Annotated in this window: 12 protein-coding genes; 7 read left to right on the forward strand and 5 right to left on the reverse strand. The window is 74.0% G+C overall.

The features are described 5' to 3' along the window. Positions 1 to 105 precede the first annotated feature (105 nt). The 5 genes from D1J63_RS15410 to D1J63_RS15430 are packed head-to-tail and all read left to right on the forward strand — an operon-like array spanning position 106 to position 5,840. Entirely contained in the window at positions 106 to 1,599 is a 1,494-nt protein-coding gene (locus tag D1J63_RS15410; RefSeq protein WP_102930654.1) for an SCO6880 family protein, read from the forward strand. Continuing rightward, positions 1,596 to 3,092 (forward strand): ATP/GTP-binding protein, encoded by a 1,497-nt coding sequence (locus tag D1J63_RS15415; RefSeq protein WP_176154226.1) that lies wholly within the window; start codon positions 1,596 to 1,598, stop codon positions 3,090 to 3,092. Before D1J63_RS15410 ends, D1J63_RS15415 begins: the two co-directional genes overlap by 4 nt. Then, positions 3,089 to 4,846, forward strand: a complete 1,758-nt coding sequence (locus D1J63_RS15420; RefSeq protein ID WP_125629300.1) for a type IV secretory system conjugative DNA transfer family protein — start codon at positions 3,089 to 3,091, stop codon at positions 4,844 to 4,846. Before D1J63_RS15415 ends, D1J63_RS15420 begins: the two co-directional genes overlap by 4 nt. A gap of 5 nt (positions 4,847 to 4,851) precedes the next feature. Further along, on the forward strand, positions 4,852 to 5,256 hold the full coding sequence (locus D1J63_RS15425) for a DUF4913 domain-containing protein (RefSeq protein WP_125635491.1): 405 nt from the start codon (positions 4,852 to 4,854) through the stop codon (positions 5,254 to 5,256). Between the two features lie 44 nt (positions 5,257 to 5,300). Beyond that, positions 5,301 to 5,840, forward strand: a complete 540-nt coding sequence (locus tag D1J63_RS15430) for an NUDIX hydrolase (protein WP_125629301.1) — start codon at positions 5,301 to 5,303, stop codon at positions 5,838 to 5,840. On the opposite strand, the gene D1J63_RS15435 is transcribed toward D1J63_RS15430, so the two are convergent. Further along, on the reverse strand, positions 5,821 to 6,375 hold the full coding sequence (locus D1J63_RS15435; protein ID WP_125629302.1) for a hypothetical protein: 555 nt from the start codon (positions 6,373 to 6,375) through the stop codon (positions 5,821 to 5,823). The genes D1J63_RS15430 and D1J63_RS15435 overlap by 20 nt on opposite strands. A 43-nt stretch (positions 6,376 to 6,418) precedes the next feature. On the opposite strand from D1J63_RS15435, the gene D1J63_RS15440 reads away from it, so the two are divergent. Together D1J63_RS15440 and D1J63_RS15445 are read left to right on the forward strand one after the other, a co-directional pair. Continuing rightward, positions 6,419 to 9,019, forward strand: coding sequence for a hypothetical protein (locus tag D1J63_RS15440; protein WP_125629303.1), 2,601 nt, complete (start codon positions 6,419 to 6,421; stop codon positions 9,017 to 9,019). A gap of 74 nt (positions 9,020 to 9,093) precedes the next feature. After that, positions 9,094 to 10,425 carry a hypothetical protein gene (locus D1J63_RS15445; protein ID WP_125629304.1) on the forward strand — a complete coding sequence of 444 codons (1,332 nt, stop codon included), beginning with the start codon at positions 9,094 to 9,096 and terminating at the stop codon, positions 10,423 to 10,425. Between the two features lie 12 nt (positions 10,426 to 10,437). On the opposite strand, the gene D1J63_RS15450 is transcribed toward D1J63_RS15445, so the two are convergent. The 4 genes from D1J63_RS15450 to D1J63_RS15465 form a co-directional block, all read right to left on the reverse strand. Further along, positions 10,438 to 11,376 (reverse strand): ABC transporter permease, encoded by a 939-nt coding sequence (locus D1J63_RS15450; RefSeq protein ID WP_232250503.1) that lies wholly within the window; start codon positions 11,374 to 11,376, stop codon positions 10,438 to 10,440. Further along, complete coding sequence (locus tag D1J63_RS15455; protein WP_125629305.1) at positions 11,363 to 12,361, reverse strand: ABC transporter ATP-binding protein; 999 nt, start codon at positions 12,359 to 12,361, stop codon at positions 11,363 to 11,365. The genes D1J63_RS15450 and D1J63_RS15455 overlap by 14 nt, the downstream gene beginning before the upstream one ends. Positions 12,362 to 12,424: 63 nt before the next feature. Then, positions 12,425 to 13,663 (reverse strand): outer membrane lipoprotein carrier protein LolA, encoded by a 1,239-nt coding sequence (locus tag D1J63_RS15460; protein ID WP_125629306.1) that lies wholly within the window; start codon positions 13,661 to 13,663, stop codon positions 12,425 to 12,427. Between the two features lie 325 nt (positions 13,664 to 13,988). After that, entirely contained in the window at positions 13,989 to 14,999 is a 1,011-nt protein-coding gene (locus tag D1J63_RS15465) for a polyprenyl synthetase family protein (protein WP_125629307.1), read from the reverse strand. Positions 15,000 to 15,382 lie beyond the last annotated feature (383 nt).

Raw genomic sequence — 15,382 nt, forward strand, 5'->3', positions numbered from 1 at the left:
GGACGTCCTCCCGGCCCGGTTCCCGGCCCCCGTCCCACCGCCACCGCCCCGTCCCACCCGCCCGACCACTCCGCTCACCGAGCAGAAGCCGGAAGAAGGAAAACCATGTCCACCGACGCCATGACGCGTCCCACCTACGGGAACTGGCGGCGGCCGCGCCGCCCCGGTCTTGGCCCGCTGGGCCTGCTCGGCACCGTCGTCGCCTTCGGCGGGCTCCTGCTGGCGCTGCTGGCCTCGCTGGTCTCCCTGATGCTCGCCGTCGCCGTGCTCGTCCCGGTCGGGATCTTCCTGGCCCCGCTGGCGCTGCGCACCGCCGACGGCCGCAACGTCTACCAGGTCCTCGCCGTCCGGATCGGCTGGATGAGGCGCAAGGCCAACGGCTCGACCACGTACGTCTCCGGCCCGCTCTCGCGGCGCCCCGGTGGCCGCTTCCAGCCCCCCGGTCTCCTCGCCCGCACCAAGATGCACGAGGGCCGGGACGCGTACGACCGTCCGTTCGGCGTGCTCCACCACCCGGGCCGCAACCTCTACACGCTCGTCATCGGCTGTGATCCGGACGGCGGCTCGCTCGTCGACCCCGAGCAGGTCGACATCTGGGTGGCGTCCTGGGGCGACTGGCTGGCCCGGCTCTCCCACGAGCCCGGTCTGCGCGGCGCCCAGGTCGTGGTCGAGACCGCCCCGGACACCGGCACCCGGCTCGCGGCCGAGGTCCTGCCGCGCATCACGCCCGACGCCCCGGCCGCGGCCCGTGCCGTCATGGAGGAGGTCGTCGAGCGCTATCCCGCCGCCTCCTCGGAGATGCACACCTACGTCGCCCTCACCTACGGCCCGACCACCGGACCCAAGCGCAGCACCGACGACGTCGTCACCGACCTGTCCATGCGGCTGCCGGGCCTGCTGTCCGGCCTGATCGCCGCGGGCGGCGGCTCCGCGTACCCGCTCTCGGCGGAGCGGCTCGCCGAGATCGTGCGCGTCGCCTACGACCCCGCGGTCGCCCCCGACGTGCTCAGCACCCGCGCCGAACACACCTCGACCGGCATCGAGTGGGACGACGCGGGGCCGGCGGCCGCCGTCGAGACCGTGCACGCCTACAAGCACGACTCCGGTGTCTCCCGCACCTGGATGCTGACGCTCGCGCCGCGCGGCACCGTCCGCTCCAGCGTGCTGCGCGGCCTGCTGGAACCCGCCGCGGGCACCCGCCGCAAGCGGATCTCGCTGATCTACCGGCCGATCGACCCGGCGACCTCCGCCCGCATCGTCGAGTCCGACCGCCGCTCCGCCCACTTCATGGCCGGCTCGCGCGGCGGGCTGGTGCAGGCCCGCGCCAGCTCCGAGGTGCGGGCGGCCGAGCAGACGGCGGCCGAAGAGGCGTCCGGCGCGGGGCTGGTGGAGTTCTCGCTGATGGCCACGGTCACCGTCGACTCCGAGCAGGACCTGGAGGACGCGGCCGTGACCATGCGCAACCTCCAGGCGTCCTCCCGCATCGTGCTGCGCCCCGCCGACCGGATGCAGGCCTCGGCGTTCACCTGCACGCTGCCCGTCGGGCTGCTGCCGTGGGAGCACACCCTCGTTCCGTACCAGATCCGGGAGGCCCTGTGAGCAAGCAGAAGCAACCGCCCCGGGCACCCACGGTGCCCGCACGCGGCTGGCCGGGCCCCGGCGGCGGCCAGGTCGCCCATGTGGACCCGCCCGCGATGTGGCGGGCGACCACCGTGCAGGCCTGCGGCCTGTGGCCGTTCGCGGCGGGATCGGGCGCCCCCATGACCGGCGTACCGCTCGGCCAGCACCTGCAGACCGGTGCGACGGTCTGCGGCGACCCCATCTCCTGGTTCACCCGGGCCCGTTACATCTCCAACCCCTCCCTGTTCATGCTGGGCATGCCGGGGCTGGGCAAGTCGACGCTGATCAACCGGATGCTCATCGGCCTGACGGCGACCGGCGTCACCCCACTGGTGCTCGGGGACCTGAAGCCCGACTACGCGGACACCGTGCGCGCCCTCGGCGGCCAGGTCATCTCCATCGGGCGCGGCGTCGGCGGCATCAACGTCCTCGACCCCGGCGCCATGGGCGAGGCGGCGGTACGGCTCGGCGGCGAGCGCGGGCGGGTCCTGGCCGCCGAGGCCCACGGCCGGGTGCTCAACATGGTCGCCGCGCTCATCACCATCGTCCGCGGCCGGCCCATGGACGACCACGAGCAGTCGGTGCTCTCCGCCTGTCTGCACCACCTCGTGGACCGCACCGAGCGCGGTCGCGCCCCGCTCCTGCCCGACCTGCTGCGGGTCCTGGACGAGGGCCCCGACCGGGTGCGCGCCGTCACGCTGGACCGGGGCGACATCGGCCGCTACCAGGAAGCCGTCGACCCGCTGCACCGCTCGCTGCTCGGCATCCTGGACGGTCCGCTCGGCGACACCTTCGCCACCGAGACCTCGACGCGGATCGACCCGGCGTCACCGGCCGTCTGCGTGGACATCTCCCGCATCGGCGAGGCCGACACCCAGCTCACCGCCGCGGCGATGCTCGCCGCCTGGTCCGACGGGCTCGGCACGGTGGCCGCCGCGCACGCGCTCGCGGACGCCGGGCTGGCCCCGCAGCGCTGGTTCTTCACGGTCCTGGACGAGCTGTGGCGACCGCTGCGCGCCGCCTCCGGCATCGTCGAGCGGATCGACGCCCTGACCCGCCTCAACCGCTCCCTCGGACTCGGCGACGCCAAGATCACCCACACGCTCAAGGACGCCGAGGCGCTGGGCAGCGAGGCCGACCGGGCCAAGGCGCGCGGCTTCGTGGAGCGGGCCGGCATGGTCGTGTGCGCGGGGCTGCCGCGCACGGAGATGCGGGAGCTGGGCGAGATCGTCGGCATGTCGGAACGCGAGATCGAACTGGTCTCCTCCTGGTCGTCCCCGCCGGGCTGGGCGGGCACCGGCATCAACGAGGAGCCGCCGGGCCGGGGCCGTTTCCTGATCAAGGTCGGCGGACGGCCCGGCATCCCCATCAAGGTGTCCATCACCGACACCGAGCGCGCCCTGCACAACACCAACACCCGCTGGACCGGCAACGAGCTGAACCTCGCCAAGCAGGGGGAGGGAGCGAGATGAGCACGCGCCCCACGCGCAAGGGCCACGGCACCGGGGACGACCTGCTGGCGTGGATCATCCCGGCCGTGGCCGTCCTCGTCGGCGGCGTCTTCGCCGGCGCCTGGCTGGGCGGCACGCTCGGCGCGGCGCTGGCCGGCGGCGGCTGGAACCCGCCGCCGTTCACCCTGTCCACCCTGGCCACCCTGGTCCAGGACGGTCCGGGGGCACTGTGGCCCGACGCGTCCAGCGGTGCGGTGACGGCCGGCATCGCCGTCGTCTTCGGCGTCTTCCTCGCCCTCGTGGTCACCGCGGTGGTCCTGGTGCGCGGCCGCGGCCGGCGCCCCGACGGTCTCGCCGGCCGCAAGGAACTGGCCGGACTGCTGCCCAAGGGCGCCGGGGCCCGGGCCAGGGAACTGCGCCCGTCCCTGTCCAAGGCCGCCAGACTGGAACCCGACGAGACCGGCAACCTGCTGGGCGACCTGGAGCCGAACGGCCCCGAACTGCGGTCGAGTTTCGAGGACGTCGAACTGGACCTGATGGCCCCGCGCGCGGGCAAGTCCACCGGCATCGCCGTCCCCCGCGTCCTGCGCGCCCAGGGCAGCGTCCTGCTGACCTCCAACAAGTCCGACGTCTACAGCGTCACCCGGGCCGAACGCGAACGCACCGGCCGGGTCTGGGTGTTCGACCCGCAGGGCATCGCGCACACCCACCGCGGCATGTGGTGGGACATGCTGGCCGACGCCGCCACCATCGAGGGCGCCCGGCGCCTGGCCGGGCACTTCGTCGGCGCGGTCAACGACGACGCCTCCAAGCGCGACTTCTGGATCTCGGCGGCGCAGAACACGCTCACCGCGCTCTTCCACGCCGCCAACCGCGGCGGGCGCGGGGTGGTCGACGTCCTGTCCTGGCTGGCCGACCCGGCCGACCGCACCCCCGTCGACCTGCTGCGCGACGCCGCCATGCCGGCCCTCGCCGACCAGTTGCAGGGCACCGTCCAGGGCGCCGTCGAGACCCGGGACGGCATCTACGAGACGGCCCGCCAGTGCGTGGCCTGCCTCCTCGACCCGGCCATCGCCGCCTGGGTGACGCCGGACGCGGCGGTGCCGCAGTTCCGTCCGGAGCAGCACGCGCTGTCCCGCGACACGCTGTACCTGCTCTCGAAGGACGGCGGCGGCTCGGCGGCGGGCGTCATCGCGGCGGCGGCGGACTCGGTGCTGCGCGCGGGTGTGGTCGCCGCCGAGCGGCTGGGCGGGCGCCTCGACCCGCCGATGACGGCCGTGCTGGACGAGGCCGCCAACGTCTGCCGCATCTCCGACCTGCCCGACCTCTACTCCCACCTCGGCTCGCGCGGCATCAACATCGTCACGCTGCTGCAGAGCTACCGGCAGGGGGTACGGGTCTGGGGGGAGGCCGGGATGGACGCGCTGTGGGGCGCCGCCACCATCAAACTGCTGGGCGCCGGACTGGACGACGCCGACTTCGTCGAGAAGGTCTCCCGGCTGGTCGGCGAGCACGACGTGTCGACGGTCAGCGTCTCCCGCAGCAGGGACGGCCGGTCGCGCTCCACCTCCTACCGCCTGGAGCGCATCATGCCCGCCGACCGCATCCGCGCCCTGCCCAAGGGCACCGCGCTGCTGCTGGCCACCGGCGTCCGGCCGGCCCTGGTACGGCTTCGGCCCTGGTACGCCGAGCCGGGTGCCGACCGCATCCAGGCCGCCGCCCAGGCCGAAGTGAAGGCCATCACCGCCCGAGCCGCAGAGAAGGCGTTCCCGTGACCACCATGCCCCCCGCCCACGACGCGGACCCCACGCCGGAGCAGCCGCAGGCGCCGGCCTTCATCCTCTATCTCGACGGCGAGGAGTACGCCGAGGAGATGCGGAACCTGGCCCTGTGGGTCTCCGACCTGCTGCTCCCCGTCTACGGCCGGGAGGTGACCTCCGGGCAGCCCTGGTGCCCGCGCTGGTGGGAGCACCTGGAGGCCGTCGCCCGGCTGCACGCCCTGTGGCTGGCCTGGCAGGAGTACACGGACCCGGAGGCGGGCGTCTCCGGTCCGGCCGTCTGGCACCGGGACCACCTCGGCCCGGTGATGACCGAACTCCGCGCCCCCAACGGCCCGTTCGCCGGGTGCCGGCCCGGCGGCCACCGGCCCAAGGAGGCGCCGTCGGTCGAGGCGTACGACGGCTGACGCACCCGCGGCACACATCCGGCGAACAGACCAGGGAGGACCTCATGCGCTGGACCGTCCACTCCGAACGCGTCGTCCACGACACCCCGTGGGTGCGGCTGCGCGCGCTGGACGTCGAGCAGCCGGACGGCACCCGCACCGACTACCACGTGGTCAGGCTGCGCGACGTCGCCGTGACGGCGGCGGTCGACGGCGAGCGGCGGGTGCTGATGATGTGGCGGCACCGCTTCGTCACGGACACCTGGGCGTGGGAGCTGCCCATGGGGCTGGTCGAGGACGGCGAAAAGCCCGCGCGGGCGGCCGCGCGCGAGCTCGAGGAGGAGACGGGATGGCGTGCGGGAACGGTGCGCGAGCTGGTCTGCGCGGAGCCCGCGGCCGGCATCACCGACGCCCGGCACTTCGTCTTCCGCACGGACGACGCCGTGCGGATCGGCGAACCGACCGAGCGCAACGAGTCGGACCGGCTGGAGTGGATACCCCTCTCCCGGATCGGCGCGATGATCGCCCGCCGGGAGATCGTCAGCAGTGCCACGCTGGTCGGCGTCATGGCACTGCTGCTGGACCTCAGCCCCGCGGCGGACTGAAGTGGTCGATGCCGGCGAGGATGGACCGCTTCAGCTCCAGGGCCGCCCCGATCTCCTCCCGGGTGAACCGCTCGGGGTCCTTGGCGTACAGGGCCCGGCCGCGCTCCGAGACGAATCGGTCCTCGGGGACGCTGTTCCCGCCCGGGGGAAGGAACTTGGCGACCTCCTCCAGCGCGGCGATCGCGTACGCCGTCGACGGGCGCATCGCCCGGTGCTCGGCCGGCGCGGTGTTGAGCAGGCGCAGGCCGGATTCGGTGGAGATCTCGTCGCTGACCCACATGAACTCGCCCGGGTCGACGATGCTCGACGGCTCATCGCCCCCGAACGCGGGCGGCGCGGGCGGGAGTTCGTCCGCCATGCGGAACGCGAAGGACCGGGCGCGCCCGCACTGGGGGCAGGTGCCCTCGAAGACCGCGGTCAGGGCGCCGTCGTGATCCTCCAGCCGGTGCTCGCGCGCGAACTGCTCGGCCCCGCACGCACAGGGGTGGAGGTCGATGTAGAGGTGCGCCTCTTGCAACGAACGAGCGATCAACATGGCAGGATTCTACGGGGCTCATAGGCGCAGGGGGGAGACGTCAGTGAACCAGCGCGACGAGAGGGAACGTCCGGAGGAGACGGTCATCACGGCCACGGACGTCCTCGGCACCGGCTTTCGGGCGGACAGCGGCACCCGCCTTCCGCACGAGCGCGTGCTCGCCGAGGCCGAGGCGGCGCTGCCCGTGGTGGTCCAGGCGCTGTACGCCGACCGGCTGCGGGTGAACGGCATCGTCGAGGAGGACGGACGCCGCTTCTTCTCGCTGTCCGACGACAACGCCAGGGCCCTCACCGTCCGGCTGGAGTCCGCGTCGCTGCCCGAGCGCACCGTGGCGCGCAGCTTCGTGAACACCGCCTCCGACAACCACGTCGTCCAGCTCTCCGACCGCATCGCGCCCGAGCAGATCGGCCGCGCGCTGAGCCACGAGGTCAACGAGCTGCTCTCCGTGCGGGACCGCGCCGAGCGCGCCGAGGCACCCGCCTCCGCCGACATGCTGGGCCGCGGCGCCGCGCTGCCGGAACGACCGCGGCTGTCCGACGAGGACCTGGGCCGGATCGGCGAGTTGAACTACCTCACGGAACGCATGAACGACGGGGCGCTGACCGCCGCGCAACGCCAGGAGGCCCGCGGCGAGCTGTCCCAGTTGATCGACCACACCGGCCTGCGGGTGGGCGCGCCGGCCGACGACACGGCGGCCCGGACGCTGGAGCAGTACGCGGTCGCGATCCGCACCGACACGGTGGGGCGGCACCTGACGACGGACGCCCGGCGGGCGCTGCGGGAGCTGGGCAGGCCCATCGACCAGTTGGCCCCCGCCGACGCCCAGGTGCTCCAGGAGCACCGGTCCCGGGTGGCGGAGGGCCGCGCGAACAGCGCCCCGCTGGGCTCCGCCCCCGCGTTCCCGCTGCCGGGCCTCGGCCCCGACGGCACGCCCATCCCCCGGGAGCAGCTCGGCGCCGCCCGGGACGAAGCGGCCCGGCAGCGCACCGACACCGGGCTGCGGACGCTGGAGGAGCTGCGTGCCGAGGCGGCCACGCTGCCCGAGGGCCGGTACCCGCAGCGGGAGATCATGATCGGCGGCGGGGCCGCGCTCGCCGGCCGCGACCCCGACGTCCTGCTGGTCGACTCGCGGGGCCGCTGGCACGTGGACCCCATCAAGGGCATCGTGCAGTCCGCCGACCAGGTGCGGCACCTGCGCGAAGTGGGCTGGGACCCGTACCAGTTCGGGGACCCGAAGGACCGGGTCTCGCTGTCGGCGCTCCAGTTGTGGGAAGACACCGCGGCCGCCCGCGGCCCGCTGGTCGACGGTCGTGCCTCGCTGAACCTCGCCGACGACGGGCGGCTGCTCGCCGAGATCTCCCCGGCCGACGGCTCGCCCCCGGTCACCGTCGAGGTGGTGGGCACCCCGCTGGTGGCCACGGGCGTTCCCCCCGAGGTCGTACCGGGCGTGAACCGGCAGGTGCCGACGATGGACGAGGCCGCCCGGGCGCTCGGGGACCACCTCGGCACGGTCGCCACCCCCGAGGCGCTCCAGGCCCGGGACCGGCTGGCCGCGCTGCCGGAGGGACCGGGCCGGGCCGCGGCCGCCCTGGACATCCTGGCCGAGCCGGCGGTGGCCGACGCGTTGCGGGCGGCCGGCGACGACTCGCCGGCCGCGCGGGCCAGGGAGACCGTCGTGGCGACCGCGAAATGGGAGCAGGCGACCGCCGAGGCTCCCGGGCGGGTGCTGCTAGGGGACGAGGTCGGCGACGGGGCCTACGACCCGACGGTCGCGGACAACTGGGTGATCGCCGGCATCGGCGGCGGCGCCATCGCCAACACGGAGATCATCCTGGAGGGCAATCCGAACGCCCGGGTGACCATGGTGGGCACCGCGGCGCCCTGGGTCCTCCACAACGACTCCCAGTACCTGGCGATGCGCCGGCAGTACGACGCCGAACTCGGCGGCAACGGGCGCCTGGTCACCGTCCCCAATCAGCGGCTGGGCGCCGTCGAGACGGTCCGCGCCCCGGACGGCGGTGTCCGGCTCAAGGCCCGCGACGTCGAGGGGGACGCCTACGTCGCCTGCCTGGGCCGGGTGGCCCGGCTGCCGCAGGCCGCGGACACCCTCGACGCCTGGGCCCGGCAGCAGGGCGGCCAGGTCAAGGGCGAGCTGCTCTTCGACAGGAGCGAGCAGTACCTCGGCTACCGGCTGCACTTCCAGGCGGGTGACCGGCAGCACACGGTCGACGTGACGGGGGCCGCCTCCCGGATGCTGCCCGGCAACGTCTTCAGCGAGAAGGACATGGCCAGGCTGGCCGTCGTCGACCGCAGGACGGCGCCACCGGAGAGCGGCAACGTGGCGGCCGGCTTCATGGCCACCGCCCTCCAGGGCTCCCACCTGGCCAAGCACCGCGCGGAGCAGTCCGGCAACGCGCCGACGGCCCGGACGGGCACCACTCCCCCGGCCGCCGGGACGGGCAGCACTCCGGTCGCCGGTGCGGGCACCAACCCGATCGCCGGCGCGGCCCGCCTCCAGTCCGGGCGCAGACCCTCCGGTCCGGGCAACGCGCCCGGGACCGGGCCGGCCGGCGGTGGCCCGGCGACGCCGCCCCGGCTGCCGAAACCGCCGCAGCCGGGCGGGGGCGGCGGGCCCGCCCGGTGACGGCCCACGGCCGCTCCGCCCGGCGCATCCGCGTCCGGGGTACCTGACGACGAGCCAGCACGGAGGAACGGAAGATGCGCACCACGAGGACCGCACTGGCGGCCGCCCTGGCCGCGGTACTGCTCGCCGGGTGCGGCTCGGGCGACGACGGGGAGCGGGACGGCGCGGGGCAGGGCCCGGAGGGTGGCCACGCCACGCCCCGACTCCCCGTTCCCCCCGCCTTCGACGGGGGGAAGGGCTGGGACGAGGAAGCGGGCCGGGCGCCCTCGGACACCGGGGCCGAGCCGGTCGTCGCGGTCGGCGGCACGGTCGCCTACGTCGAGCCCTCCGGCGACGGCGACGGCTACGCGGTCCGGGTCCGGGACGCGGCGACGGGCAAGGTGCGCTGGACCAGCGCCGCCTACCGGGTCCCGGCGACGGACCCGGACGCACCCGGCGGCCCGTCGGCGCCCCGGCTGACCGCCGTACGTCAGGGCGACCGCACCTATCTGGCCGCGTGGGCGGTAGGTGAGCGGACCGACGGCGCCCTGACCAAGGAGAAGGAGACCGTCCGGATCGGGGTCTACCCGCTGGACGCCTCCGGCGACTCCGTCGCCCCGCTCCACGAGGTCGAGATCCCGGTGAACACGCAGGAGGGCTCGGTCCAGGCCCGGGACGGCGGCGCCGGGCTGCTGCTCTCCTGGCGTTCGGCCGGCGATCACCGGGCCGTCGTGGACCTGGGCACCGGCCGCGTGACACGGTACGACGATCCCGCCGGGCTGATCCCCGACTGCGACTCGGCGATGTGCGCCGGCAGCACCGTGGTGGCCGTCACCCCCGACGGGCCCGTGGTAGGCGGCGCGTCGGGCGGCATCCGGGTGCCGGGCGGCTGGAGCGGCGAGGACATCGCGCCCGACGGCGTCGAGACGGGCCGGACGTTCGTCAGCGGGGAGCAGAACGGCACCCTCGCCGGCGTCCGCGACGGCATGTTCGTCGCCCGCTGGCGGGCGGCCGGCTCCGCGGGCTCCTACGTGTGGTCGGCACACGACCTGGCGAGCGGCCGGCTGCTGGCGAGCACCGTCTGCGACGACGACGGCCCGGACACCCCGAGCGCGCCGGTGGCCTCGCCGAACGGCACCCGTCTGGGTCTGGGCCCGGTCCTGTTCGACGTCCGGGCGGGCACGGGCCGGTGCCTGGCCGCCGAGGGCGACCGGCCGGGCGTCACGGTCACCGCCGTCACCGACGACGGCACCGCGTACGGCACCACGGGCCCGGGGGCGGGCGTCGTGGTGCCGAAGGGCACCGGGACGCCCGAGGCGCTGCCCGGGGACACCCTGGTGCCGGCCGCCGCGCTGGGCAAGGGGGCCCTGTTCGTCCGGAGGGGGGACGACGACGCCCTGCTCCTGTCGGTGCGGCAGGCCCGCTGAGGCCGCCCCTCCTCACGCCGTGATGTCGCGGGTGGTGAACCGGGCCCAGGCCGCCGAGCCGAAGACCGCCGCGTAGAGGGCCTGGAGGCCCAGGTTCTTGACCAGGTCGTCCCAGTAGACCGGTTCGCGCATCAGGTCGGCGAAGGACAGCCAGTAGTGCGAGAAGAAGTACGGCTGGAGGGCGTCGAGCTGCGGGATCTGGTCGAGGATCTGGACGGTGATCAGCAGCCCCACCGTGGTCGCCATCGCCGCGATGCCGCTGCCCGTCAGGGTGGAGACGAACAGGCCGAGGGCCGCGACGCCGACGAGCGAGGCGGCCACCACCAGGGCGATCAGCAGCGCCCGCCCCAGACCCTCGGCGTAGGTGATGCGAGTGCCGGAGATGGTGATCAGGTCGCCGACCGGGAACAGCAGCGCGCCGACCGCGAGCGCCGAGACCGCGACGACCAGGGTGGCGGCCAGGCAGAAGGCGATCACCGTCGCGTACTTGGTCAGCAGCAGCCGGGAGCGGCCGGCCGGGGCGACCAGGAGGTAGCGGAGCGTGCCCGCGCTCGACTCGCCCGCGATCGCGTCGCCCGCCACGACGCCGATGGCCATCGGCAGGAAGAACGGGAGGGTCGCGGCGAGCGCGGTGAAGACCAGGAACAGCCCATTGTTGCTGATCTGCGAGATGAACGCCGGTCCCTCGCCGCCACCGCCGCCACCGCCCAGCGAGGACCCGTCGCTCGTCTCGATCTTCACGGCGATGCCGACCAGGATCGGCACGGCGGCGAGCACGGCCAGCAGGGCGAGGGTGCGCCAGCGCCGGAACGTGATCAGCAGTTCGCTGCGGAGCAGCCCGAGCGACCACAGCGGGCTCGGGCTCCGCACGGCGCCCGGGCCCGGCGCCGTACCGGGCGCAGTGGCCTCGGACTCCTCCACCGGCTCGCCCCGCACGTCAGCCCGCGACATCGAATCCCTCTCCCGTCAGCGCCACGAAGGCGTCCTCCAACGAGGCGCGTTCCAGGGCGAAGCCCCTGACCCGGACCCCGGCCGCGACCAGCGCCGCGTTCACCTCGGCAAGGTCGCGCTCCGGTGGTTCGGCCGTCGCCCGGTCACCGTCGACGACCACGTCGGCCGCCCCCTGTTCCTTCAGCACCCGGGCCGCGTCGCCCGGGTCGGGCGTGGTCACCACCAGCCGGCCGCGCGCCCCGGCCGACAGGTCGGCGACCGCACCCTGGGTGATCAGCCGCCCCTGTGCCATCACGGCGGCGTGGGTGCACACCTGCTCGATCTCGTCCAGCAGGTGGGAGGAGAGGAAGACGGTGGTGCCGTCGGAGGCCAGTTCGCGCACGAGGGTGCGGATCTCGCGCATGCCCTGGGGGTCGAGCCCGTTGGTCGGCTCGTCCAGGACGAGCAGGCGGCGCGGCTGGAGCAGCGCCGCGGCGAGGCCGAGCCGCTGCTTCATGCCGAGCGAGTACGCCTTCGCCTTCTTGCCGCCGGCGGCCGCGAGGCCGACCCGGTCGAGCGCCGCGGCGACGCGCTCGCGCCGGGTGCGCGGGTCGGCGGTCGGGTCGGCGGCGTCGTAGCGCAGCAGGTTGTCGCGCCCGGAGAGGAAGCCGTACAGGGCCGGGCCCTCGATGAGGGCGCCGACCCGGGGCAGTACGGTGCGGGACGCGCGCGGCATGGGCCGGCCCAGGACCCGGGCGCTGCCCGAGGTGGGTTCGATCAGTCCCATCAGCATGCGGATGGTGGTGGTCTTGCCGGAGCCGTTGGGCCCGAGGAAGCCGAAGACGCTGCCCGCCGGGACGGTCAGGTCCAGACCGTCGACGGCGAGCTGCCCGCCGCGGTAGCGCTTGGTGAGCCCGCGGGTGGCGATGACGGCGCCGTCCGCGCTCTCCCCCCGGTCCGGCTCGCGGTCCGGGCGCTTCGGCTCCGTGGCGGACGGTTCGGCCATCGGCTCCCTCGTTTCCCTCACTTCGTCCTGCGCCCCCTACGGAGTGGGCGTGTCGCGTACGTCCTACTGCGCGGCGTCGGCCGCCTTCACCAGCGCGTCCTTGGTGACCGCACCGGCGTAGACCTTTCCGTCGTCGGTGATCAGGGCGTTGACGAGGCGGGTCTTGAAGACCGTGCCCGAGCCGAAGTCGCCCTTGACCTGGTCGCCGAAGGAGCCGAGGAAGCCGCCGAGAGCGCCGAGGTCGCCGTCCGGGGATGCCGTGGGCAGGCCGCCCCGGGCGCCGGTGTCGAAGGTGGCGATCGCGTTCCAGCCCTCGCCGACGACCTTCAGGCCGTCCAGGCCCTCGGCGAGCCCGCCCTCGGCCGGGCGCCCGTGCTCGGGAGCCTTGGCGCTCTCGTCGGCCTCGGTGACCTTCGCCCCCTCGGGCGGCGTGAAGTCGAACGTCGACGCGTCCGGCTTGGCGAAGCTGACCTTGGTGAAGCCCACGTCCACCACGGCGGCGCCGCCGCTCGCCGGAGTCAGCGTGAACTTCAGCGGCGTGCCGGTCTCGGCGTCCACGGCCACGGTGATCGCACCGACCGTGGAACCCTCCTGCTTGGGCTCGACGACCAGGCGGTACGCGTCCCGGCCGGCCACCTGGGCGGTGCCGCCGACGGTCACGGAGGTGGTGTCGTCGACCGCCTTGAGCGCCTGGTCGGCGAAGTCCTTCGGGGTGGCCGGCACGTCCTTCTCCGGCACGTCCTTCCCCGGCCGTCCGTCGCTGCCGGAGGTGGTGGAGTGGTAGACCTCGTTGGACTTGCTGTCGTAGCCCCAGACGTCGTCGCCGTTGTGGATCAGGCTGTACTCGGCGGCGTTCTCCAGCAGGGAGAGCTTCTGCCGGTCGGGGCCGTCGGCCGCGACGCGGAGCGTGTGGCTGCCCGACACCAGCTCGGTGAGCTTGGCCGACGGGTCGGCGGCGGAGCCCTCGCCGTCCCCGCCCGCGCCCGGACCTCCGGACATGCCGGACATCAGGCCGCTCTCCAGGCCGCCGAGGTCCGGCAGGCCCAGATCGGTGTTGATCCGCACCGTGCCCGACATCTGCTGGACATCCGACTTGGCGATCTTCTCGATGAGCTGCTCCGCCGTGACCTTCGGCAGGTCGGGGTCCCCGGAGTCGGCGAGCGCGGGAACCAGCCCGATCGTCGCGGCCGCCACTCCCATCACCGCGACCGGGACGACGTACCGCGCGGCCTTGCGCCGCCCGGCGCGCAGCTCCTCGCCCTCCCCGGCGGTCCTGTTGTCGTCGGAATCGATCGGTGCCATGTGTGCCCTACCTCCGTCGTCGGCGGCGGCTGTCTCACGACCTCGCACGTGTTCACCCGTGAGCCGCCATTCTCACCCGAATCGGTGAGGATTGGTGTGTGTCCGTAGTGTCCATCTGACCAAATCAGCGGAGCGCAGGCGTCAGACCGCGGACTCAACTCCGCCTACTCCTGCGGGATGACACGGAGGGGCGACGGCTCCCCCGGCCCGTAGGGGCCGGTGTACGGCACCCGGCGGACGGCACGTGTCAGTGGGGGCGGGGCGGACGGCTCGTGAGGGTACGGGGCGGAGCGGACGGCTCGTGAGGTGCGGAGCGGGGTGGCGGTCACCCGGCGCGGTGCACCACCGCGTCGCACAGCTCCACCAGCGCGGCCTTCGCGTCGCACTCCCGCAGCGGGGCCAGCGCGGCCCGGGCCTCCTTGGCGTACCGGACGGTGTCCCGGCGCGCCTGTTCGAGGGCGGGATGGGCGCGCAGCAGGCGCAGCGCCTCGGCGTGCCGTGCGTCGTCACTCAGGTCCGAGTCGAGCAGCTCGCACAGGGCGATGTCCTCGGCGAGCCCCAGCCGGGCGGCCCGCTCGCGCAGCCGCAGCACGGGCAGGGTGGGGATGCCTTCGCGCAGGTCCGTGCCGGGCGTCTTGCCGGACTCGTCGGAGTCGGAGGCGATGTCCAGGACGTCGTCGGCCAGCTGGAAGGCGACGCCGAGCCGCTCGCCGTACTGGGTGAGCACGTCGACCACCGTCTCGTCGGCGCCGGACATCATCGCGCCGAACCGGCAGGAGACCGCCACCAGCGAGCCCGTCTTGCCGCCCAGCACGTCCAGGTAGTGGTCGACCGGGTCGCGGCCGTCCTGGGGGCCGGCCGTCTCCAGGATCTGGCCGGTGACCAGCCGCTCGAACGCGAGGGCCTGGACGCGGACCGCCTCGGGTCCGAGATCGGCGAGGATCTGCGAGGCGCGGGCGAAGAGGAAGTCGCCGGTGAGGACCGCGACCGAGTTGTCCCAGCGGGTGTTGGCGCTGGGCACCCCGCGCCGCACGGCGGCCTCGTCCATCACGTCGTCGTGGTACAGCGTGGCGAGGTGGGTCAGCTCCACGACCACGGCCGAGGGGACGATCCCGGGGGCGTAGGGGTCGCCGAACTGGGCCGAGAGCATCACCAGCAGCGGCCGGAACCGTTTCCCGCCGGCCCGCACCAGGTGCTGGGCGGCCTCCGTGATGAACGGCACCTCGCTTTTGGTTGCCTCAAGCAACCCTTCCTCGACAGCAACCAATCCGGCCTGGACATCGGCTTCCAGAGCCTGGTCCCGCACGCTCAGCCCGAACGGCCCGACGACGGTCACGAGGGGTCTCCTGTCTGCTGGTGTCTACTGGCGATTACCTGGTTTGTCGATAGGTCGCTGCCACCACTCAAGTCAGCGTATCCGGTCACGTTTCGATCACCGCTAGCGCCCACCGTTACAGGCCGGTCGGTATCAGATCATGAACGGTATGTTTTTGATCAGGTGATATGAGCAGATTTTGATCGATATCACCAGAGGATGAGCCGGACCCCGAAGGGCGAGCGGGCCGGAAGTCGCCGTCCAAGATCCCACCACTCCTCACAACGGCCCGCACTTCGAGAACGTCACCCAATCGACACGCGCGCCCGTCCCGCAGACACGACACGCCCGCCCTGCCGACCCCGCTCTGCCGACCCCGTCCTACCGGTCCCGCCCCGCAGGTC

Origin of the sequence: Streptomyces sp. KPB2, from assembly GCF_003950055.1 — a bacterium.
Taxonomy (GTDB): Bacteria; Actinomycetota; Actinomycetes; order Streptomycetales; family Streptomycetaceae; genus Streptomyces; species Streptomyces salinarius.

Coding starts and splice junctions, on each gene's coding strand:
- D1J63_RS15445 (WP_125629304.1), top strand. CDS start 9,094: ATGCGCACCACGAGGACCGCACTGGCGGCCGCCCTGGCCGCGGTACTG.
- D1J63_RS15460 (WP_125629306.1), bottom strand. CDS start 13,663: ATGGCACCGATCGATTCCGACGACAACAGGACCGCCGGGGAGGGCGAG.
- D1J63_RS15410 (WP_102930654.1), top strand. CDS start 106: ATGTCCACCGACGCCATGACGCGTCCCACCTACGGGAACTGGCGGCGG.
- D1J63_RS15420 (WP_125629300.1), top strand. CDS start 3,089: ATGAGCACGCGCCCCACGCGCAAGGGCCACGGCACCGGGGACGACCTG.
- D1J63_RS15425 (WP_125635491.1), top strand. CDS start 4,852: ATGCCCCCCGCCCACGACGCGGACCCCACGCCGGAGCAGCCGCAGGCG.
- D1J63_RS15430 (WP_125629301.1), top strand. CDS start 5,301: ATGCGCTGGACCGTCCACTCCGAACGCGTCGTCCACGACACCCCGTGG.
- D1J63_RS15435 (WP_125629302.1), bottom strand. CDS start 6,375: ATGTTGATCGCTCGTTCGTTGCAAGAGGCGCACCTCTACATCGACCTC.
- D1J63_RS15450 (WP_232250503.1), bottom strand. CDS start 11,376: ATGTCGCGGGCTGACGTGCGGGGCGAGCCGGTGGAGGAGTCCGAGGCC.
- D1J63_RS15455 (WP_125629305.1), bottom strand. CDS start 12,361: ATGGCCGAACCGTCCGCCACGGAGCCGAAGCGCCCGGACCGCGAGCCG.